This window comes from Microbacterium sp. Leaf179 (assembly GCF_001423785.1).
In the GTDB taxonomy this organism is placed as follows: domain Bacteria; phylum Actinomycetota; class Actinomycetes; order Actinomycetales; family Microbacteriaceae; genus Microbacterium.
Genome location: NZ_LMPH01000003.1, coordinates 237,680 through 256,952, shown reverse-complemented (window position 1 = coordinate 256,952; position 19,273 = coordinate 237,680). Strand labels below are relative to the sequence as shown.

General features: G+C 70.5%; 23 protein-coding genes. 9 read left to right on the top strand and 14 right to left on the bottom strand.

Annotated elements, in window-relative coordinates; all coding sequences use genetic code 11:
* Positions 1 to 86 precede the first annotated feature (86 nt).
* From ASF96_RS12725 to ASF96_RS12710, 4 genes are read left to right on the top strand one after another with little or no spacing between them, the layout of a single operon-like run.
* Positions 87 to 1,079, top strand: a complete 993-nt coding sequence (locus ASF96_RS12725) for a metal ABC transporter solute-binding protein, Zn/Mn family (RefSeq protein ID WP_082509676.1) — start codon at positions 87 to 89, stop codon at positions 1,077 to 1,079.
* A complete protein-coding gene (locus ASF96_RS12720; RefSeq protein WP_055939844.1) occupies positions 1,080 to 1,907 on the top strand; it encodes a metal ABC transporter ATP-binding protein in 828 nt (275 codons plus the stop codon).
* Positions 1,904 to 2,827, top strand: coding sequence for a metal ABC transporter permease (locus ASF96_RS12715; RefSeq protein ID WP_082509636.1), 924 nt, complete (start codon positions 1,904 to 1,906; stop codon positions 2,825 to 2,827). Before ASF96_RS12720 ends, ASF96_RS12715 begins: the two co-directional genes overlap by 4 nt.
* The gene (locus tag ASF96_RS12710; protein WP_055939841.1) at positions 2,827 to 3,648 is read left to right on the top strand and encodes a metal ABC transporter permease; all 822 of its coding nucleotides are present in this window, start codon (positions 2,827 to 2,829) and stop codon (positions 3,646 to 3,648) included. Before ASF96_RS12715 ends, ASF96_RS12710 begins: the two co-directional genes overlap by 1 nt.
* A 209-nt stretch (positions 3,649 to 3,857) precedes the next feature.
* Here ASF96_RS12710 and dprA read toward each other — a convergent pair whose 3' ends face one another.
* The 8 genes from dprA to ASF96_RS12670 all read right to left on the bottom strand — a co-directional run bounded on the left by dprA (position 3,858) and on the right by ASF96_RS12670 (position 9,936).
* Positions 3,858 to 5,009 carry a DNA-processing protein DprA gene (gene dprA / locus ASF96_RS12705; protein WP_055939840.1) on the bottom strand — a complete coding sequence of 384 codons (1,152 nt, stop codon included), beginning with the start codon at positions 5,007 to 5,009 and terminating at the stop codon, positions 3,858 to 3,860.
* Entirely contained in the window at positions 5,006 to 6,529 is a 1,524-nt protein-coding gene (locus tag ASF96_RS12700; RefSeq protein WP_055939838.1) for a YifB family Mg chelatase-like AAA ATPase, read from the bottom strand. The genes dprA and ASF96_RS12700 overlap by 4 nt, the downstream gene beginning before the upstream one ends.
* Complete coding sequence (locus ASF96_RS12695; protein ID WP_055836677.1) at positions 6,526 to 6,888, bottom strand: YraN family protein; 363 nt, start codon at positions 6,886 to 6,888, stop codon at positions 6,526 to 6,528. Before ASF96_RS12695 ends, ASF96_RS12700 begins: the two co-directional genes overlap by 4 nt.
* 92 nt (positions 6,889 to 6,980) lie before the next feature.
* On the bottom strand, positions 6,981 to 7,304 hold the full coding sequence (locus ASF96_RS12690; protein ID WP_055836674.1) for a DUF2469 family protein: 324 nt from the start codon (positions 7,302 to 7,304) through the stop codon (positions 6,981 to 6,983).
* A gap of 89 nt (positions 7,305 to 7,393) precedes the next feature.
* Positions 7,394 to 8,053: a ribonuclease HII gene (locus tag ASF96_RS12685; protein WP_055837870.1), complete on the bottom strand. Its 660-nt coding sequence runs from the start codon at positions 8,051 to 8,053 to the stop codon at positions 7,394 to 7,396.
* On the bottom strand, positions 8,044 to 8,793 hold the full coding sequence (lepB, locus tag ASF96_RS12680) for a signal peptidase I (protein WP_055939836.1): 750 nt from the start codon (positions 8,791 to 8,793) through the stop codon (positions 8,044 to 8,046). The genes ASF96_RS12685 and lepB overlap by 10 nt, the downstream gene beginning before the upstream one ends.
* 144 nt (positions 8,794 to 8,937) lie before the next feature.
* Positions 8,938 to 9,285 carry a 50S ribosomal protein L19 gene (gene rplS / locus ASF96_RS12675; protein WP_055837868.1) on the bottom strand — a complete coding sequence of 116 codons (348 nt, stop codon included), beginning with the start codon at positions 9,283 to 9,285 and terminating at the stop codon, positions 8,938 to 8,940.
* A 159-nt stretch (positions 9,286 to 9,444) separates the two neighbouring features.
* On the bottom strand, positions 9,445 to 9,936 hold the full coding sequence (locus ASF96_RS12670; protein ID WP_055939834.1) for a hypothetical protein: 492 nt from the start codon (positions 9,934 to 9,936) through the stop codon (positions 9,445 to 9,447).
* Between the two features lie 108 nt (positions 9,937 to 10,044).
* Between ASF96_RS12670 and map the strand changes: the two genes are divergently transcribed.
* Positions 10,045 to 10,827, top strand: a complete 783-nt coding sequence (gene map / locus ASF96_RS12665) for a type I methionyl aminopeptidase (RefSeq protein ID WP_055836664.1) — start codon at positions 10,045 to 10,047, stop codon at positions 10,825 to 10,827.
* 139 nt (positions 10,828 to 10,966) lie between these two features.
* Here the strand turns inward: map and trmD are convergent, their stop codons facing one another.
* Genes trmD through rpsP form a run of 4 tightly spaced genes read right to left on the bottom strand, consistent with a single transcriptional unit; the run spans position 10,967 to position 12,975 of the window.
* Positions 10,967 to 11,656, bottom strand: a complete 690-nt coding sequence (trmD, locus tag ASF96_RS12660; RefSeq protein ID WP_055836661.1) for a tRNA (guanosine(37)-N1)-methyltransferase TrmD — start codon at positions 11,654 to 11,656, stop codon at positions 10,967 to 10,969.
* 1 nt (position 11,657) lies between these two features.
* A complete protein-coding gene (rimM, locus tag ASF96_RS12655) occupies positions 11,658 to 12,326 on the bottom strand; it encodes a ribosome maturation factor RimM (RefSeq protein WP_055939833.1) in 669 nt (222 codons plus the stop codon).
* Positions 12,326 to 12,556 (bottom strand): RNA-binding protein, encoded by a 231-nt coding sequence (locus ASF96_RS12650; protein ID WP_055939831.1) that lies wholly within the window; start codon positions 12,554 to 12,556, stop codon positions 12,326 to 12,328. The genes rimM and ASF96_RS12650 overlap by 1 nt, the downstream gene beginning before the upstream one ends.
* A gap of 5 nt (positions 12,557 to 12,561) precedes the next feature.
* A complete protein-coding gene (gene rpsP / locus ASF96_RS12645) occupies positions 12,562 to 12,975 on the bottom strand; it encodes a 30S ribosomal protein S16 (RefSeq protein ID WP_055836651.1) in 414 nt (137 codons plus the stop codon).
* A 252-nt stretch (positions 12,976 to 13,227) separates the two neighbouring features.
* Here rpsP and ASF96_RS12640 point away from each other — a divergent pair, with 252 nt between their 5' ends.
* Positions 13,228 to 14,391, top strand: a complete 1,164-nt coding sequence (locus ASF96_RS12640; protein ID WP_055939829.1) for a glutamate--cysteine ligase — start codon at positions 13,228 to 13,230, stop codon at positions 14,389 to 14,391.
* 46 nt (positions 14,392 to 14,437) lie between these two features.
* The gene (locus ASF96_RS12635) at positions 14,438 to 15,160 is read left to right on the top strand and encodes an SGNH/GDSL hydrolase family protein (protein WP_055939827.1); all 723 of its coding nucleotides are present in this window, start codon (positions 14,438 to 14,440) and stop codon (positions 15,158 to 15,160) included.
* Positions 15,161 to 15,245: 85 nt separating this feature from the next.
* On the opposite strand, the gene ffh is transcribed toward ASF96_RS12635, so the two are convergent.
* Together ffh and ASF96_RS12625 are read right to left on the bottom strand one after the other, a co-directional pair.
* Positions 15,246 to 16,790: a signal recognition particle protein gene (gene ffh / locus ASF96_RS12630; RefSeq protein ID WP_055939825.1), complete on the bottom strand. Its 1,545-nt coding sequence runs from the start codon at positions 16,788 to 16,790 to the stop codon at positions 15,246 to 15,248.
* A gap of 82 nt (positions 16,791 to 16,872) precedes the next feature.
* Positions 16,873 to 17,421 carry a TetR/AcrR family transcriptional regulator gene (locus ASF96_RS12625; protein WP_055939823.1) on the bottom strand — a complete coding sequence of 183 codons (549 nt, stop codon included), beginning with the start codon at positions 17,419 to 17,421 and terminating at the stop codon, positions 16,873 to 16,875.
* Positions 17,422 to 17,484: 63 nt separating this feature from the next.
* Here ASF96_RS12625 and lipB point away from each other — a divergent pair, with 63 nt between their 5' ends.
* Together lipB and lipA are read left to right on the top strand one after the other, a co-directional pair.
* Positions 17,485 to 18,123, top strand: a complete 639-nt coding sequence (gene lipB / locus ASF96_RS12620; RefSeq protein ID WP_055836639.1) for a lipoyl(octanoyl) transferase LipB — start codon at positions 17,485 to 17,487, stop codon at positions 18,121 to 18,123.
* On the top strand, positions 18,120 to 19,154 hold the full coding sequence (lipA, locus tag ASF96_RS12615) for a lipoyl synthase (RefSeq protein WP_200934103.1): 1,035 nt from the start codon (positions 18,120 to 18,122) through the stop codon (positions 19,152 to 19,154). Before lipB ends, lipA begins: the two co-directional genes overlap by 4 nt.
* The last annotated feature ends 119 nt before the right edge of the window (positions 19,155 to 19,273 follow it).

Below are 19,273 nucleotides of genomic sequence, written 5' to 3'. Positions count from 1 at the left end.
CAATACGCTAGACCGGTATTGAGAATCACTCTCAATACGACCACTGAATGGGACCGGGTCCCTGGAATGGATGGAAATCGATGCGCATGACCAGAACCGTGGTCGCTGCCATCGCCGCCGCGACTGTCGCGGTTGCCTTGGCCGGCTGCTCACAGGCTTCGAGCCCAGGATCGTCCAGCACCCCGAGCGGCGGCAAGATCGTGATCGTCGCCGCAGAGAACGAGTACGCGGACGTCGCATCGCAGATCGGCGGCGACTATGTGAGCGTTGACGCCATCCTCAGCGATCCGAACACCGACCCGCACACGTTCGAGGCCGACCCGAGTGTCGCGAAAGAGCTCAGCACTGCGCAGATCCTCATCCAGAACGGCCTCGGCTACGACGACTTCATGACCGATCTCGCCAGCGCATCCCCGAACGCTGACCGAAAGGTCATCGACGCTCAGGAGGTGCTCGGTGTTCCGGACGACACGGAGAACCCGCACCTGTGGTACAACCCCGCCACGATGCCGGCGGTCGCGCAGCAGATCGAGAAGGACCTCGCGGCGCTCGACCCGTCGCATGAGAGCGATTTCAAGGCGAATCTCGACACGTTCAACGAATCGCTGAAGACGTGGACGGATGGGCTCGCGTCCTTCCAGAAGCAGTACGGGGGCACGCCGGTCGCTGTCACCGAGCCGGTCGCGGACTACATGCTCGAGGCGGGCGGGACCAACTCGCCGGCGATGGAACCTTCGGCCCTGTCCGGCTACACCGCGCAGGCCGCCGGGGTGACGATCAAGACGCCGTGGTCACTGCAGGCGGCGATCATGAACGACACCGACCCGTCGCCGCAGGACTCCGCGGCGCAGGATGCGCTGTTCACGGGCAAGCAGATCAAGGTGTTCTTGTACAACCAGCAGGTCACCGATGACATCACGACCCACTACCTCGACCTCGCCAAGCAGAACGGCATCCCCGTGGTCGGCGTCTACGAGACGATGCCGCTGAACTACACGTACCAGCAGTGGATGGAGGCAGAACTCACGGCACTGCAGAACGCGGTCGCCAACGGCACCTCGACGGAGTCGCTGGGCTAGATGACTGACCACCGCGATGCGCCGAGCGGAGTTCTCTCCGCCCGGCGCATCACCGCCTCCTTCTCGGGCCACCAGGTTCTCGACGAGGTCGACCTCACCGTGGCCCCCCATGAGTTCGTCGGCCTGATCGGCGCCAATGGCGCCGGCAAGACCACGCTGTTGCGCGTCCTCCTCGGCGTGCTGAAGCCCAGCAGCGGCGAGGTGCGACGACCCCGTCGCGGGGGCCGCGGCGGCATCGGGTACCTGCCACAGAAGGTGGCCCTCGATCCCGACGCCCCGCTGCGGGCCTGGGACGTGGTTGCCCTGGGCATCGACGGCGGGCATCTCGGGCTGCCGGTGCGCGGCACGGCGTTCCGCCGGCGCGTCGACGACATCCTCGACGCCGTGGGGGCGAACGCCTTCGCCCAGCAGCGCATCGGCGAGCTCTCCGGCGGTCAGCAGCAGCGCGTCCTGCTCGCTCATGCGCTCATCAGCGATCCCGCCCTGCTTCTGCTCGACGAACCTCTGGCGAACCTCGACCCCGCCAGCGCACAGGACATCGTCGAGCTCCTCGACCGGCTGCGCCGGAACACGCCCCTGGCGATCGTGATGACCGCCCACGACATGAACCTGCTCCTGCCGGTGATGGACCGCCTCGTCTATCTGGCCGGCGGCCGGGCCGTGACCGGCGCGCCGGACGAGGTCGTCCGCGAGGACGTCCTCACGAAACTGTACGGACGCCCGATCCGGGTCATCCGCGCGGAGGGGCGCATCATGGTGCTCGCCGACGACACCCGGCCGCTACCCGACGAAGTCCACCACGCCCCGCTGCCGAGGAGCGGCGCGTGAGTGCGGACGGGGCGAGCCTGGCCGACTTCTTCGCCAGCCCCACCGTGCAGGCCGCACTCATCGTCGGCGGGGTCGTCGCCATCGTCACCGGCATCGTGGGGGTGTTCACCGTCATGCGTGGGCAGTCGTTCGCCGGGCACGCGCTCGCCGATCTCGGAGCCGTCGGAGGCTCGGGCGCCTTCCTGATCGGCATCAGCCAGCTCTGGGGATTCGTCGGCGCCGGCATCATCGCCGCCCTGCTCATGGAAGCCATCGGCATCCGTCGCATCCAAGGCCGCGACATCGCCACCGGTGTGGTGTTCGGCTTCGGCATGGGCCTGACCGCGCTGTTCCTGTTCTGGGACACCACCCTCGGCCATACCAGCAACGCCGCGATCTCTGTGCTGTTCGGCTCCCTGTTCGTCCTCAACCACAACCTGATCCCGGCCGTCATCGTCCTCGGCATCATCGCCCTGCTGCTGATCGGAGCGGTCTACCGATGGCTGCTGGTCGAATCGGTGGATCACGACCTCGCCGTCGCGCGTGGGGTGCCGGTCCGACTCGCCGGCATCGTCTTCCTGATCGCACTCGCCCTCGCCGTGGAGCTGTCCTCGCTCACCATCGGCGCGATTCTGTCGACCGCGCTGCTCATCGGGCCCGCCAGTTCCGCGCTGCTGATGACCCGGCGCTTCGGACTGGCCGTGGCCCTGTCCGCCGTGCTGGGCGTGGCCGTGACCTGGGTGGGATGCTTCATCTCGTACGAGAGCTACTACTGGGCCGGACCCCGCGGCAGCTGGCCGGCCAGCTTCTGCATCGTCACCCTCGTCTTCCTGCTCTATCTCGGCACCCGCCTTGCGGTGGCGCTGCGTCGCACCCGCCATCGCCGGCCGTCCGCCACCGTACCGGCCCCCGGCACTGCGTCAGAAGCGGCGGTGCCGTGATGTTCGCCCCGTTCATGACCAACGCCTGGATCGCCGGCACGATCGTCGCCGTCATCGCCGGGATCGTCGGCTTCTTCGTCGTGATCCGCGGCAACGCCTTCCTTGCCCACGCCGTACCGCATGGCGCGTTCGCCGGTGCGGCCGGCGCCGTGCTCCTGGGGATCGACCCGCTCGTCGGCCTCGGCGTCTTCGCCGTCGGCGGCGCTCTGACGATCTCGATCATGGAGCGTCGTGCCCGCAACGACGCGATCACCGCGCTCGCGCTGGTCACGATGCTCGGCCTCGGCGTCTTGTTCGTCAGCCGCTCGAGTCAGTACTCCGCCGAGATCTTCGCCCTGCTGTTCGGGCAGATCCTCGGTGTGTCGATGTCGGAGCTGGTGCCGATGGCGATCCTGGGGGCACTGTGCGTGGTGGCGGTCGCGGTCTTGTACCGGCCGCTGCTGCTGGCATCCACCCTCCCGGACATGGCGATGGCGCGCGGCGTCAACCCCCGGGCGATGACCATCGTCTTCGGTCTTCTGCTTGCGGTCGCCACCACCACGAGCGTGCCCATCGTCGGGGCGCTGCTCATGTTCGCACTCCTGGTGGGGCCGCCCGCCGGCGCACGCTCGATGACCCGTCGACCCGTCATCGCGATTGCCCTGTCGGTCTTGTTCGCCCTGGTCACCGTGTGGTGCTCGATCGCTCTGGCCTACACCACCAACCTCCCGATCGGCTTTTTCGTCACCGCGATCGGGGCGCTGCTCTACCTGCTCGGCAGAACCAGCGCGTGGCTGCGCCGACGGCTCGGCGCGGCATCCCCCGCCGCGATCCGCGCATAGGGAGACTGCCGCTCGCGGAGGTCCTCGACGCCGAGTGCCGCGACCTCCGGATCGCCGGTCGCCCCGGTGAGGTCGGCCAGAGCGGCCGTCCGCGCGCGGCGACGGACCGGCGGAGAACGTCCGCGCGAGGCGGGGAACCGGCGGCAGACGAGCCGCGGCGTCCGCGTGGGGCCGCGCGAGGGGCATCGGGAACCCCGTCACCGGCGCTCTCATCGCGTGCCGTGCCGCAGGAGCCAGTCCCCCACATCGTCGCGCACCACCCGCCCCTCGAGTTCGGCGAAACCCAACAGCACGACGGCCTGCGCGGGCGCCAGTCCACTCCGCCGCGCGACCTCGTCGGTCGGTCGCGCCGACCGCGCCGAGAGTGCGTCCATCACCCGGGTGGTCTCGTCGGTACGCCCGTCGTCGAGCGAGGTGCCCGTTCCCGCGGCGCCGAGCATCTCGCGCACATCGGCCGCCGAGGTCACGCACACGCCGTCGTACTCGCGCAGGACACGGTGACAGCCGGCCGAGGCCGCACTCGTCACCGGCCCGGGTACCGCCCCCAGGGCGCGACCGAGCGTCGCCGCATGTGCAGCCGTGTTGAGCGAGCCGCTGCGCCACCCGGCCTCGACGATGACCACGGCATCGGCGAACCCCGCGATCAGCCTGTTCCTCGCGAGAAACCTCCATTTCGTCGGTGCGGCTCCGCACGGTGTCTCGCTCCACACCCCACCCGACGCGGCGATCGTCGTCAGCAGGGCTTCGTGCCCGCGCGGATACGAACGGTCGACGCCTCCGGCGAGGAAGGCGCTCGTCGTTCCCGCGGTGCTCAACGCGGCGCGGTGGGCCGCGCCGTCGATTCCGTACGCCGCTCCCGACACCACCGTGACGCCGTCCGCAGCGAGCTCGGCGGCGAGGTCGGCAGCGATCCCCTCGCCGTAGGCCGTCGAGGCGCGCGCCCCGACAAGGGCGACGACGGGCCCGACGGGAGCCGCAGATCGGCCCCGCCGCCACAGAGCCACCGGGGCATGGGCACCGAGGTCGTCGAGCTTCACCGGCCAGTCTTCGTCGCCCGGCACGACGAGGTCGACCGCCGCCCGACGGGCCGACTCCAGCGCGGCGGTGATCGACCCGGGCTGCAGGCGCGGCAGCCACCGTGCGCGCGCGTCCGCGAGTTCCGCCCCCTCTCCGCGCGAGACGAGACGGAGCGCGTCGACCGGCCCGTGCGCCGCGATCAGGGCCCCGGCCACCCCGTCGCCGGGCTCGAGCAGAACGCTCCAGATCGCGCGGGCGTAGGCCGAGCCGTCGTCGCCCTCGGCGCGCCGGAGCCCGCGGAGGGCGCGGCGCGCGGCCGGTGCCTCGAGATCGGGGAGGTTCACGCGCTCATCCCCCGCCGCAGGTACAGCGCTCGACCCACGTCGTCGGGCTGCAACCGCTCATGACCGGCGATGTCGGCGACGGTCCACGCCACCCGCAGCAGCCGGTCGTAGCCGCGCAGGGTCAGCGCCCCACGCCGCAGTGCCGCGTCGAGCGGACTCAGCACGGCGGGCGACGGGGCCGCGGGGCCGCGCAACCAGGTCCCCGGCACGTCGGCGTTTCGACGCCACGGGGTTGCGGCCCACCGGACCGCCGCATGTTCTCGCGCGCGCGCGACGGTCTCGCGCGCCTGCGCGGTGGTCACCGTCCGCGTGTCGCTCTCGCGTCGCGCGGCCGATACGCGCTGGAGGCGCAGGTCGATGTCGATCCGGTCGAGGAGGGGACCCGACAGTCGACGCGTATACCGCCGGATCGCCTGCGGGGCGCACTCGCACCTTCCCCCGGCCACCCCGTACTGACCGCACGGGCAGGGGTTCGTCGCGACCACGAGTTGGAAACGCGCGGGATAGGTGGCGGCCACCCCCGATCGGTGCACCTGGATGACGCCGCTCTCGAGCGGTTGGCGCAGGGCGTCGAGAACCGCCGCCGGGAACTCACCACCCTCGTCGAGGAACAGCACCCCGTCGCTGGCGCGGGCGATGGCGCCCGGGCGGACCACGCCCGACCCTCCCCCGATCAGGGCGGCGGCCGTCGCGCCGTGGTGAGGGCTCTCGAACGGCGGTGTCCGCGACAACCGGGTCACCGTCTCGCCCGACAGGGAGCGCACCGACGCCACCGACAGCGCGGCGTCGTCGTCGAGCGGGGGCAGGATGCCGGGGAGCCGACGCGCCAGCATGGTCTTGCCCGCGCCCGGGGGCCCGCTCATCAGCATGTGGTGGCCGCCGGCCGCCGCCACGACGAGCGCGTCGACGGCATCGGCCTGCCCGACGACGTCGGCGAGTTCGTGGCTCTCATCGGAGGACTCGTCGACCGCCGGAGCCGCGACGGGGTCCAGCTCCACGGCGTCGGTCGCCCCTCCGTGCCAGCGCACGACCTCGGCCAGGCAGGTGGCGGCGAACACCTCGACCCCCTCGACGAGGGCGGCCTCGGCCGCATTGGCCGCGGGGACCACGACCCGTGCGTGCCCCGCGCGGCGGGCAGCGACCACCGCGGGCAGAATGCCCGGCACCGGGCGCAGCCGCCCGTCGAGTCCCAGCTCGCCGATGTGCACGGTGGCGGCGACGCGGGCGGCATCCATGCGCGTGGTCGTCGCCAGTGCGGCCACGGCGATGGCCACGTCGAACCCCGACCCGCGTTTGGGAAGACTCGCCGGCGAGAGGTTCACGGTGATCCGCCGTTTCGGCAGGTCGAGACCACGATTGGCGCAGGCGTTGCGCACCCGGCGCCCTGCTTCGCCGAGGGACTTGTCGGGGAGTCCGATGATGGCGAACTCCGGCGTCTGCGACGACACGTCGGCCTCGACCTCGACGGGGTCTCCGCGCAAGCCCGTCAGTGCCACCGCCCACGTGCGTGCCACGCTCACAGGGCGTCCTCGAGGTGCTCGAGGCGGGCCGTCGCCGGATCATCCCCCACGAGGGCGATCGCGTCGATGCGCAGATGGCGGCCGCGTGCTGCGTCGGGGTGAGCGGCGATCCACGCCATGGCCAACCGCCACAGGCGAGCCGCCTTGCGCGCGTCGATCGCCTCGAACGGGTGACCGAAGTCCTCGCTCCGGCGGGTCTTCACCTCGACCACGACGAGAGTGCGCCCGTGCTCGGCGACGATGTCGAGCTCGCCCTGTGCGCACCGCCAGTTCCGCGCCAGTATCCGGTAACCGTCACCCGTCAAGAAGGCGACGGCGCGTTCTTCCCCGGCTCGGCCGAGGTCGTCTTTCGCTGCCATGCCCGAGAGCGTGGCATCCGGCTCACCCCGTCCGCGGCGTCGAAACCGTCATCGGTGGAGAGCCCGAGAGATCGGGCCGCTGTGGAGGAGCGTCAGTTGTCGAGCGACAGCTCGTCGGGCAGCTGGAAGTCGTGGCGCGAGAGCTCTTCGACGTTGACGTCCTTGAAGGTCAGCACCCGCACCGACTTCACGAACCGGTCGGCGCGGTAGATGTCCCACACCCACACGTCGGTCATCGAGATCTCGAAGTAGAAGTCGTGCTCGGTGTCGCGGCGCACGACATTGACGTCGTTGGCCAGGTAGAACCGTCGCTCGGTCTCGATCACGTAGGTGAACTGGCGCACGACATCGCGGTACTCGCGGTAAAGGGCCAGTTCGAGTTCGCGGTCGTAGTCCTCGAAGACGTCGTCATCCATGGTTCTCCCATCCTAGGCGGGCGTCGGGCGCCGAGCCGCACGCGGGCACGCTCCCGGGCGCGTCCCTCGGCGTCGTCGGATCGGCGTCGTCAGAACAGCGTGGGCGCCGCGGCGATCGCCCACGAATGCCGGTGGTGCTCGCTCATGCCGTGCACGGCGATGGCGTCGCGGTGATCGAGGCTCGCGTACCCCTTGTTGCGCGCCCACCCGTAGGCGGGCAGGTCGTCGTGCAGACCGACCATCAGCGTGTCCCGGGCGACCTTGGCGATGACGGATGCCGCGGCCGCACTCGCGCAGTCGCGGTCGGCCTTGATGATCGGGCGCACCGTCAGCCCCGACTCGCCCGCCGGGGTGATGTAGTCGTGGTTGCCGTCGAGGATCACGAGCGCTTCTTCGGGCACGACGCCGTGGGCGCGCAGGTCGGCGATCGCCCGGACCGCCGCGAGCCCGAGGGCACGGATGATGCCGATCTCATCGACCTCGACGGAGCTCGCCCACCCGACGGCGCTGTGCTGCACGAACGCCGCCGCCCGCGCGGCGACCTCGGGGCGACGGGCCTCGGGTACGAGCTTGGAGTCGCGCAGCCCCATCGGCACGCGCTTGCGTGAACGGGCCGGGTCGACCACCGCCGCGCCGACCGCCACCGGTCCCGCCAGCGCCCCGCGACCCACTTCGTCGCAGGCGATGACGATCGCGTGCTCCTTGAGCAGGCGACGCTCGAGCGTGAGGGTGGGCTCGATCACGGCGATCCCGGCGCGGGGACCCCCGCGAACACCTCGTGGTGGAAGTCGACGAGGCCGAACCGGTCGAGCGGCCACGTCTTGAGGAAGGCGCGCCCGACGACGTTGTCGACGGGAACGAAGCCCAGCCCGGGCTGATCCTGGTTGAAGCGCGAGTCGCGCGAACTGTTGCGGTTGTCGCCGAGCACCCAGAGCGAGCCCTCGGGCACCGTGATGTCGTAGGGAACCGGCTCGGGAGCCGTGGCGCCGGGCGCGAGGCGCACGTAGCTCTCGTCGAGCGGCACGCCGTTGACGGTGGTCTGCCCGAGCGCGTTGCAGCAGACGACGTGGTCGCCGGCGGTGCCGATCACGCGCTTGATCAGGTGGTCGTCGCTGTCGGGCGCCGACAGGCCGAACAGCGAGAGCGCCCAGTCGACGCCCTCGACGAGCGGCGACCGCGGAGCGGCCGGTGTGGTGTCGAGCCATCCGCCCGGGTCGCGGAACACGACGACGTCGCCGCGCGAGTACTCGCCGAAACGGGGGGTCAGCTCATCGACCAGAATCCGGTCGTTGATCATCAGCGTGTTCTCCATCGACGCCGACGGGATGTAGAACGACCGAACCACGAACGTCTTGACCAGGAACGACACGACCAGCGCGATGAGCACGATGACCACGAGGTCGCGGAAGAACAGTCCCCACCCGCGACGACGCCGACCGTCGGAACGGGATGCCACGGCATCCGGGGTCGAGGCGGTCTGGTCGTTCATGTGTTCCTTCACCGGGTCCGCCGCACACCGGAGAACCGCACGGACAAGGGTCGCACATCGGGGCCCCGACGGATGACCGACGCCGCCGCGAAAACGCCGAACGCCCCGTGGGTGAAATCCACGGGGCGTTCGAGGGGAGCGGACTCAGCGGTCGCGCTTCTCCTTGATCTTGGCCTTCTTGCCACGGAGGCTGCGCAGGTAGTAGAGCTTGGCGCGACGGACGTCACCGCGGGTGACGACCTCGATGTGGTCGATCACCGGGCTGTGGACGGGGAACGTGCGCTCCACGCCGACCTGGAAGCTGACCTTGCGGACGCAGAACGTCTCGCGGACGCCATCGCCCGAGCGGCCGATGACGACGCCCTGGAAGACCTGGACACGCGAGCGCGTGCCTTCGGTGATGTTGACGTGCACCTTGACGGTGTCGCCGGGGGCGAAGACGGGGATGTCGGACCGCAGCGAGGCTGCGTCGACGGAGTCGAGGATCTGCATGATCTTCACTTCCTGCGACCGCCACAGGTCGATCGCACGATAAAAGGGGAAAAGGTGAGGCGTGCCCGAAGCCGCGGATGCGGCGGACTCCCCTGAGGCAGAGCCGGTCAGGGCACAAACGCCTATTCTGCCACGGACACCGAGCGCGGCAAAACCGACTCAGTCGGGACGGCGCGTTTCGGAGACGACGATCACGTCGCCCGCGGGCTGGGTCGCCGGGCGTTCCTGCGCAGGCGGGATGTAGGCCGTGCCGTCGGTGGCGTGCAGCACGGTGACCGCCCCCCGCGCTTCGTTCCACAACTGCGCCAGCGACGACCAGAACAGCAGCAGCGCACCGACGACCGACAGCACCAGCAGCGGGAAGAACACGCGCGAGTCGAAGAAGCCCAGCGCGACGATCACCACGTGCCACAGCCCCAGGCCCGCCACATCGCGCCACGACACCGCGCGCGACTCGCGCACGCTCGCCCGTCCGCGGATGAGCAGTGACAGCAGCACCTGCGAGACGAAGACGGCCGGCAGGGCGACGAACAGCCACAGCAGAGCCCACCCGCTTCCGCCCGAGAAGACGATCCATCCGACGAACAGCCAGAGCGGCAGGACGAAGGCGGCCGGGAACAACCAGCCGAGGAAGAGTCTGCGCAGCGCCATGGACCGATGCTACGGCGCGGGAATGTGCGCTGCCTATGAGAACCCTCTGCCCGTCTCGGCGCGAGGGCGCCGCGTCGGGGAGAATGGATGTTCCACGAGAGGAACACCATGATCGAACTTCGCACCCCGGCCGAGATCGAAGCCATGCGCCCGGCGGGCCGCTTCGTCGCGGAGGTGCTCGCGACCCTGCGCGACGAGACCAAGGTGGGCACGAACCTGCTGCACCTGGATCGCCGCGCCCACGACATGATCCGCGCCGCCGGTGCCGAGTCCTGCTACATCGACTACCACCCCTCGTTCGGCGCGAGCCCGTTCGGCAAGGTGCTGTGCACCTCGATCAACGACGCCGTGCTGCACGGCCTCCCCCACGACTACGTCCTGCGCGACGGCGACCTCGTCTCGCTGGACTTCGCGGCGTCGGTCGACGGCTGGGTCGCCGACTCGGCCGTGTCGTTCGTGGTCGGCACGGCCCGCGAGGAGGACCTGGCGCTCATCGACACCTCGGAGCGCGCTCTGGCCGCCGCGATCGACGCCGCGACCGTCGGCCACAAGATCGGCGACATCTCGGCGGCCATCGCCGCGGTCGCCCACGCCGAGGGCCTGAGCATCAACACCGACTTCGGCGGTCACGGCGTCGGACGCACGATGCACGGCGATCCGCACGTCGCCAACGACGGCAAGGCAGGACGCGGCTACCCGCTGCGTGCGGGCCTCGTCGTGGCGCTCGAGCCGTGGTTCCTGCACACGACCGACGAGCTGGTCACCGACCCCGACGGCTGGACGCTGCGCAGCGCCGACGGCTCGCGCGGGTCGCACTCCGAGCACACGGTCGCGATCACCGCCGACGGCCCGATCGTGCTCACGGACCGTTCGTTCCTCGGCGTCGACTGACACGCGATCGACGGATGCCGCGGCCTCGGGGTCGCGGCATCCGTCATTCACAGGGCAGGCCGGTGCCGAGCGCGGGGCGCACCCGATGCGGACTCCCCCTCCGCCCCAGGCCGCGAGGCGGACACCCGGGGCGGCGGGGTCAGTCGGCGAGCAGGTCGGGCCGGCGCTGTCGCGTGCGCTCGAGCTGCTGCTCGCGTCGCCACGAGCCCACCGCACCGTGATTGCCGCTGAGCAGCACCGGGGGCACCTCGCGCTCGCGCCACACCGCGGGCTTGGTGAACGACGGATACTCGAGCAGCCCGTCTTCGTGGGACTCCTCGACGAGGCTCTCGGGGTTGCCGACGACGCCGGGCACGAGGCGGCCGATGGCCTCGACCATCGCCATCACAGCGACCTCTCCCCCGTTGAGCACGTAGTCGCCCAGGCTGATGAGACGCACCTCGCCGAGTTCGGCGGCGTAGTCGAAGACGCGCTCGTCGATGCCCTCGTAGCGACCGCATCCGAAGACGAGGTGCGGGGCGGTCGACAGCTCGCGCGCGGTGGCCTGCGAGAACCGCTCGCCGGCGGGCGACGGGAAGACGATCACGGGCCGCTCGGGCGCATCGCGGGTGACGTCGTCGAGCGCCTCGCCCCAGGGTTCGGGCTTCATGACCATGCCGGCGCCGCCCCCGTAGGGCGTGTCGTCGACCGTGCGATGACGGTCGTGCGTGTAGTCGCGCAGATCGTGCACGCGCACGTCGAGCAGGCCGCTCTGACGGGCCTTGCCCAGCAGCGACACCTCGAGCGCGTCGAAGATCGTCGGGAAGATCGACACGATGTCGATGCGCACGTCAGTCCTCGCGCGCGTCGGTGGCCTCGTCGGCGTCGGGCGTCTCGTCGACGTGCGCCTCGAGGTCGGCGGAGTCGGGCTCGGGCTCGTCGCCCTCGACCGACGGAAGCTCTTCGAAGAGACCGGCCGGGGGCGTGACGACCACGCGACCGGCGGCGATGTCGACCTCGGGAACGATCGCGCTCACGAACGGAACGAGGACCTCGCGCTCGTCGCCGCTCAGGCGGACGATGAGCAGGTCCTGCGCGGGGAAGTGTTCGACCCGCACCACGCGACCGATGATGTCGCCGTCACGCACCACGTCGAGACCGACCAGCTGGTGGTCGTACCAGGCGTCGTCTTCGGTGGGGGCGGTCTCGGAGTCCTGGTCGATCCACAGGATGGCCTTGACCAGCGCCTCGGCGGCGTTGCGGTCGTCGACACCCTCGAAGAAGGCGACGGGGTGCGAGTTCATCCACCGGAACTCGCGAACGGTCAGTTCGCGGCCGTGCCACGGCGACGACTCGGGCACCTGCAGAGTGAAGGTGCTGCCCGGGACGAAGCGCCCGTCGGGGTCGTCGGTGTAGAGCTCCAGCTTGAAGGCGCCTTTCAGGCCGTGGGCCTTGACCAGGCGCCCGACGCGGAGCTGGGTCTTGGCGGGCTGGGAGCCCGCGGTGTCGTCGGCCGCCATCAGTCGTCGGCGACGTCGACGCGAACGCGACGCCCGTCGGCGAGGGCGGACACGACGGTGCGCAGTGCTTTGGCGGTGCGTCCGCCGCGCCCGATCACGCGACCCCGGTCATCGGGGTGAACGTGAACCTCCAGCACATCGCCGCGGGGCGAGGTGCTGGAACGGATGGTCACGGCGTCCGGGTGATCGACGATCCCCTTGACGACGTGTTCGAGCGCGGCAGACAGCACGGGAATTACTCGGCCGAGGTCTCGGCGGCGTCGGCGGACGCCTCGGCGGGGGCCTCGGCAGCCTTCTTCTCGGCCTTGGGCTTGACGACCGACTTCTTGGCGGCGTCGGGCTGGAAGGGCGCCTTGGGCTCGCGCACCTTGACGGTGGACACGGCGTTGGCGTCGCCCTTGAACTTGCCCCAGTCGCCCGTGAGCTTGAGGATGGCGGCGACCTGCTCGGTGGGCTGGGCGCCGACCGACAGCCAGTACTGCGCGCGCTCCGAGTCGACCTCGATGAACGAGGGCTCCTCGGTCGGGTGGTACTTGCCGATCTCTTCGATGACACGACCGTCGCGCTTGGTGCGCGAGTCGGCGACGACGATGCGGTAGTAGGGCGCGCGGATCTTTCCGAGGCGCTTGAGACGGATCTTGACAGCCACGATGACTCCTGATGATGGAAAACGAACGAACCGAACGCCTGGAGCGTGGGGTGCACACCCGGCGGAAGCTCAAAAGGGCGGACCGACACTGGATAGAGGGTCGAGTGGTGGGTCCGACCCTCTATTCTGCCAGATCCGTCGCCCCACCCGCGACAGCGACGTCGAATGACACGCCGCGACGCGCCGGAGTCGGCGTAACACGGCGTTTCCACCGGCGCGATCCACCGCATGCCGCATGCGAGACTGAGCCGCATGAGGCTGCCGTTCGCTGCATCGACGCGCTCGTCCGTGGGGCTGGAGTGGGAGCTCATGCTCGCCGACCGCGAGACGGGCGACCTGGTCCCCCGTGCCCCCGAGATCCTCGAACGCCTCGAGGACCGCACCGCGCTCGAGCGCTTCACCGTCACGGGTGAGCTGCTCACGAACACCGTCGAGGTCACCAGCGGCGTGGGCGACACCGTCGCCGGAGCCGTCGACGACATCGCCGACGCCATCGGCGCTCTGCGCGAAGAGACCGAGCCGCTCGGCGTCGAGCTGCTGTGCGCCGGAAGCCACCCCTTCGCGCAGTGGTTCGACCAGCAGGTCAGCGACAAGACGCGCTACCACTCGCTCATCGAGCGCACGCAGTGGTGGGGCCGCAACATGATGATCTGGGGCGTGCACGTGCACATCGGCGTCGACGACGTCGAGAAGGTCCTGCCGATCGTCAACGCCCTCACCGTCTACCTCCCGCACCTGCAGGCCCTCTCGGCATCCAGCCCGTTCTGGGCGGGCGAGCGCACGGGGTACGCCTCGAACCGCGCCCTCGTGTTCCAGCAGCTGCCCACCGCGGGTCTGCCCTGGCAGCTCGAGACCTGGGACGACTTCGAGCGCTACCTTGACGACATGGTGCGCACCGGGGTCATGGCGGATGCCAGCGAGGTGCGCTGGGACATCCGTCCGGCGCCCAAGTGGGGCACCGTCGAGATCCGCGCGTGCGACGGGATGTCGACCCTGCCCGAGCTCGCCGCGGTCGCCGCCCTCGCGCAGACGCTCGTGGAGCACTTCTCGCGCCTGATCGACGAGGGCCGCGAGCTTCCCGGCATCCCGCCCTGGTACGCCCGCGAGAACAAGTGGCGCGCAGCCCGCTATGGCTTGGACGCGCGGGTCATCGTCGATCGCGACGGCACGCAGCTGCCGGTGGTCGACCACCTGCGTTCGACGATGCAGGAGCTCGCCGGGGTCGCCGCCGAGCTGCACTGCGCGCGCGAGTTCGCCGGGCTCGAGACGATCCTTGCCACCGGCGGCAGCTCCGCTCGCCAGGTCGCGGTGGCCGAGGCCGCCGACGGCGATCTGCGCGAGGTCGTGCACCACCTGATCCGCGAGTTCCGCGCGGGACCCACCCTGCGCGAGCACCTCGCCTCGCTGCGGGTGTGAGCGGGCTCGGCGCCCCTTCATAGGGTCGCCCTCCTAGGATCGCTCCATGATGCGCGGGCGTTCTCTGGTGGTCACGACGGCGATCGCCGTGGGCCTGGGCGTGCTCCTCACCGCCTGCGCCGCCGAGACGTCGACCGCTCGGCCCGAGCCGACGTTCGCCGATCCGGTGCTGCGCCCCTCCCCCACAGCGATCCCCTCGTCGACGCCCGCGCCCCTGCGCGTGGTGACGGTGGGCGACTCCCTCATGTCGGGGTTCGGGCTGGAACCGGAGCAGGCGTGGCCGGTGCTGCTCGGCACGCGCGCGCACCTGAACCTCACCAACCTCGCCTGCGCGGGAGCGGGCTTCGTCGTCACGGGCGACTGCGGGGTGCCCTTCTCGGGGCTCGCGCCCGCCGTCGCCGCCCTGCAACCGCAGCTGATCGTCGTGGAATCCTCGAGCAACGACTTCTGGGAGGACGGCGACGAGATCCGCGACGATACCGCCGACACCGTCGAGCTGCTGCGCGAGGCGGCGCCCGACGCGCGCATCGTCGGGCTCAGCACCATCTGGAACGACGAGGCCGACGTCCCCGACGACACCGCCGTCACCTCGCAGGCCCTGAGAGACGCCGTCGACGACGCCGGGGGCACGTTCCTCGACGTCGGGCAGCCGCTCGTCGGGCACCCCGAATGGATGCAGCCCGACGACGTGCACCCGACGCCGCGGGGTCAGCGCGCGATCGAGCAGACGGTCATGTCGGCACTGCAAGACGCCGACGTGCTGCCCTGACCCGACGCCCTGGGCGCGGCGTCAGCCGCGACCGAGCAGCTTTCGTCGCGGGGTCAGCCGCGACCGAGCAGCTCTTGTCACGGCGTCAACCGCGACCGAGCATCTTCTGCAGCTCGGCGAGGTCGGCCTCGCTCGGCGCGGCCTGGCCGCCCAGGCCGAAGCCCGAACCGGTCGGAGCGGTCGCCTCGGCGACCCCGGCGTTCTCGGCCGCGCGCTTGGCGGGGTTGCCCGAGCGCGAACCCTTCGCCTTCTGCTGCTTACCGCGCTTCGATGAGGCGCCGGGCTTTCCGCCGACGGGACCCATACCGGGGATGTTGGGCACACCGCCCCGGGCGACGGTCTTCATCATCTTGGCGGCCTGGTCGAAGCGCTGCACGAGCTGGTTGACGTCGGTCACCGTCATGCCCGAACCGCGCGCGATGCGCAGGCGACGCGAGCCGTTGAGGATCTTGGGGTTGCGACGCTCGCCGAGCGTCATCGAGCGGATGATGGCCTCGGTGCGATCGATCTCGCGCTCGTCGAAATCCTCGAGCTGTTGCTTCATGTTGCCCATGCCCGGGAGCATCCCGAGCATCTTCTTCATGGAGCCCATCTTCTTCATCTGCTGCATCTGCTGCAGGAAGTCTTCGAGCGTGAACGTCTCGGTCGCGAGCTTCTCGGCGACCGCCATCGCCTCGGCCTCGTCGAACGCGGACTGCGCCTGCTCGATCAGGGTGAGGATGTCACCGAGGTCGAGGATGCGCGACGCCATGCGGTCGGGGTGGAACGGCTCGACGTCGTCGAGGCCCTCACCCGTCGACGCGAAGATGATCGGCCGACCCGTGATGGAGGCCACCGACAGGGCCGCACCACCGCGGGCGTCGCCGTCGAGCTTCGACAGCACGACGCCGGTGAAGTCGACGCCGTCCTGGAACGCCTTGGCCGTGTTGACGGCATCCTGGCCGATCATGGCGTCGATGACGAAGAGCACCTCGTCGGGCTGGGTCGCCGTGCGGATGTCGGCGGCCTGCCTCATCAGCTCGGCATCAACGCCCAGGCGGCCGGCGGTGTCGATGATGACGATGTCGTGCTGCTGGCGGGTGGCGTAGGCGACGCCGTCGCGGGCGACCTTCACGGGGTCGCCGACGCCATTGCCCGGCTCGGGGGCGTAGATGGCGGCACCGGCGCGCTCGGCGACGACCTGCAGCTGGTTGACGGCGTTGGGACGCTGGAGGTCGCAGGCGACCAGCAGCGGGGTGTGCCCGTCTTTCTCGAGCATCTTGGCGAGCTTGCCGGCGAAGGTCGTCTTACCGGAGCCCTGGAGGCCCGCGAGCATGATGACGGTCGGGGGGTTCTTCGCGAACTGCAGCCGTCGCTGCTGACCGCCCAGGATGCCGACGAGCTCGTCGTTCACGATCTGCACGACCTGCTGCGCGGGGTTCAGCGCACGGTTGACCTCGTCGCCGAGGGCGCGTTCGCGCACCGCCGCCGTGAACTCCTTGACCACGGGCAGGGCCACGTCGGCGTCGAGCAGGGCCCGGCGGATCTCGCGCACGGTCCCGTCGACGTCGGCGGGTGTGAGCTGGCCCTTCTTCCGGAGGTTGCGGAAGGTCTCTGTGAGCCGGTCGGAGAGGGTGCCGAAAGTCGCCATGATGAGACGAGTTTACGCGGGTGGCGCGAAAGGCGCTGTCGACCCGCGTGGCCCGTGGCCCGTGGCCCCGGCGCCGCCGGGCTCAGGCGAGAGCGAGGGCCGCCGTGAGCGTGTCACGGAGCGCCGGCCCGGTTGCGGTGCGGTCCGCCCACGCCCAGACAGCAGCCAGAACCGCCGCCGAGAGGGCTCCCCCGCGCACCTCGGCCGAGAGCTCCGGCATCCCGTCCCGCACGAATCGCGCCGCGAGATCCCGCTGCAGCCGGAACTGTCGGATGGCGCGATCGCGGTCGAGCTCGGTGGCGATGCCCATGGCGTCGGCGTTCGTGATCGCCAGGGCGAGGGCGTCGGGAGCGAACCCCTCTCCGATGCGGATCAGGGTCTCATCGATCGCCGACCCCGTGCGCAGGTGCCGCTGGGCGGCATCCACCCGCTCATCGAACCCCGACCACAGCACGTCGCTCTTCGCGGCGAAGTAGTTGAAGAAGCTGGAACGACTGACGCCGACCCGGCGGGTGATGTCGGACACCGAGGTGGCGTCGTAGCCGCGCTCGAGGAACAGCTCGCACGCGGCTTCGGCCAGCACCTCTCGCGACGAGGCGCGGGGGCGTCCGCTGCGGGGCTCGGGGGTCACCGCTTCAGCCTAGGCGGCTCGTCGCATGTATTCTTGGACGCAATCCAACATTGGGAGCGGTCGATGATCGACATCCACCACGCGGGGCTCTCCCCGCACTACGTGCCCTATCTCGACGGCTGGGCCCACCAGCGGGCGATCCACGCGGACGTGGTCGCCGGCACCCGGCCCGACACCCTGCTGCTCCTCGAGCACGAGGCCGTCTACACGGCCGGAAAGCGCACCGAGGCCCACGAGCGGCCCGACGACGGCACCCCGGTCGTCGACGTCGATCGCGGGGGAAAGATCACCTGGCACGGACCGGGCCAACTGGTGGGCTACCCCATCGTGCGTCTGCCCGAGCCGATCGACGTGGTCGCCCACGTGCGGCGACTGGAAGCACTGCTCATCTCGGCTCTCACCGAGCACGGGGTCGACGGCTTCCGCATCGAGGGACGCAGCGGCGTCTGGGTCCGACGCCCCCTCGGCGTCGACAAGGTCGCGGCGATCGGAGTCCGCGTCGAAAGAGGTGCGACCATGCACGGCTTCGCCGTCAACTGCGACAACTCCCTCGCCGGCTTCCGGCGCATCGTCCCGTGCGGGATCTCGGATGCCGGGGTCACGACCGTGAGCGAGGTGATCGGCCGCGATGTTTCCCCCGCCGATCTCGCGCCGGCGATCGAGCGCGCGTTCCGCGCCGAGTACGCGGCGGTGGCCGCGTGAGCGCCTGCGGAACCGGGACGGCCGGGGCCCCGGCATCCACCGCTCCGAACGGACGCAAGCTCCTGCGTCTCGAAGTGCGCAACGCCGAGACCCCGATCGAGCGCAAGCCCGAGTGGATCAAGACCAAGGCCCGGATGGGGCCCGAGTACACGGCGCTTCAGAACCTCGTGAAGACCGAGGAACTGCACACGGTGTGTCAGGAGGCCGGCTGCCCCAACATCTTCGAGTGCTGGGAGGACCGCGAGGCGACCTTCCTCATCGGCGGATCGCAGTGCACGCGGCGCTGCGACTTCTGCCAGATCGACACGGGCAAGCCCGCCGACTACGACACCGACGAACCGCGCCGTGTCGCCGAGAGCGTGACGCGGATGCAGCTGCGCTACGCCACCGTCACGGGCGTCGCCCGCGACGACCTGCCCGACGAGGGCGCGTGGCTGCACGCCGAGACCGTGCGACGCATCCACGCCGAGAACCCGGGCACGGGTGTCGAGATCCTGGCCACCGACTTCTCGGGCAACATCTCGCACCTCGACGAGGTCTTCTCGTCGCGGCCCGAGGTGTTCGCGCACAACGTCGAGACGGTGCCCCGCATCTTCAAGCGCATCCGTCCCGCGTTCCGGTACGAGCGCTCGCTCGGCGTGCTGACCGCCGCGCGCGAGGCCGGCCTCATCACCAAGTCGAACCTCATCCTCGGGATGGGCGAGGAGCCCGCGGAGGTCGTGCAGGCGCTCGAAGACCTGCGCACGGCCGGCACCGACATCATCACCATCACGCAGTACCTGCGCCCCACGCCCCGGCACCTTCCCGTGCAGCGCTGGGTGAAGCCCGCCGAGTTCGTGGAGTTCAAGCTCGAGGCCGAGCGCATCGGCTTCCTGGGCGTGCTCGCCGGGCCCCTGGTGCGCTCGTCGTACCGCGCGGGGCGCCTGTGGGCGCAGTCGATGGTGTCGATGGGCCGCGAGATCCCGCCGCACCTCGCCCACCTCGCGAAGGACATCGCCGCCGCCGACGCCGGTTTCGCGCAGGCCGTCTGACGCGGTTCGTCGGCGGGAGCGACTCGTCCGCTCCCGCGCGCACGGAGGCATCCGTCGTTCTCGCACGTCCGCGCCGGCATCCACCCGCTTCGCGAGCCCCGACGGTCTCGGGGTCGGTC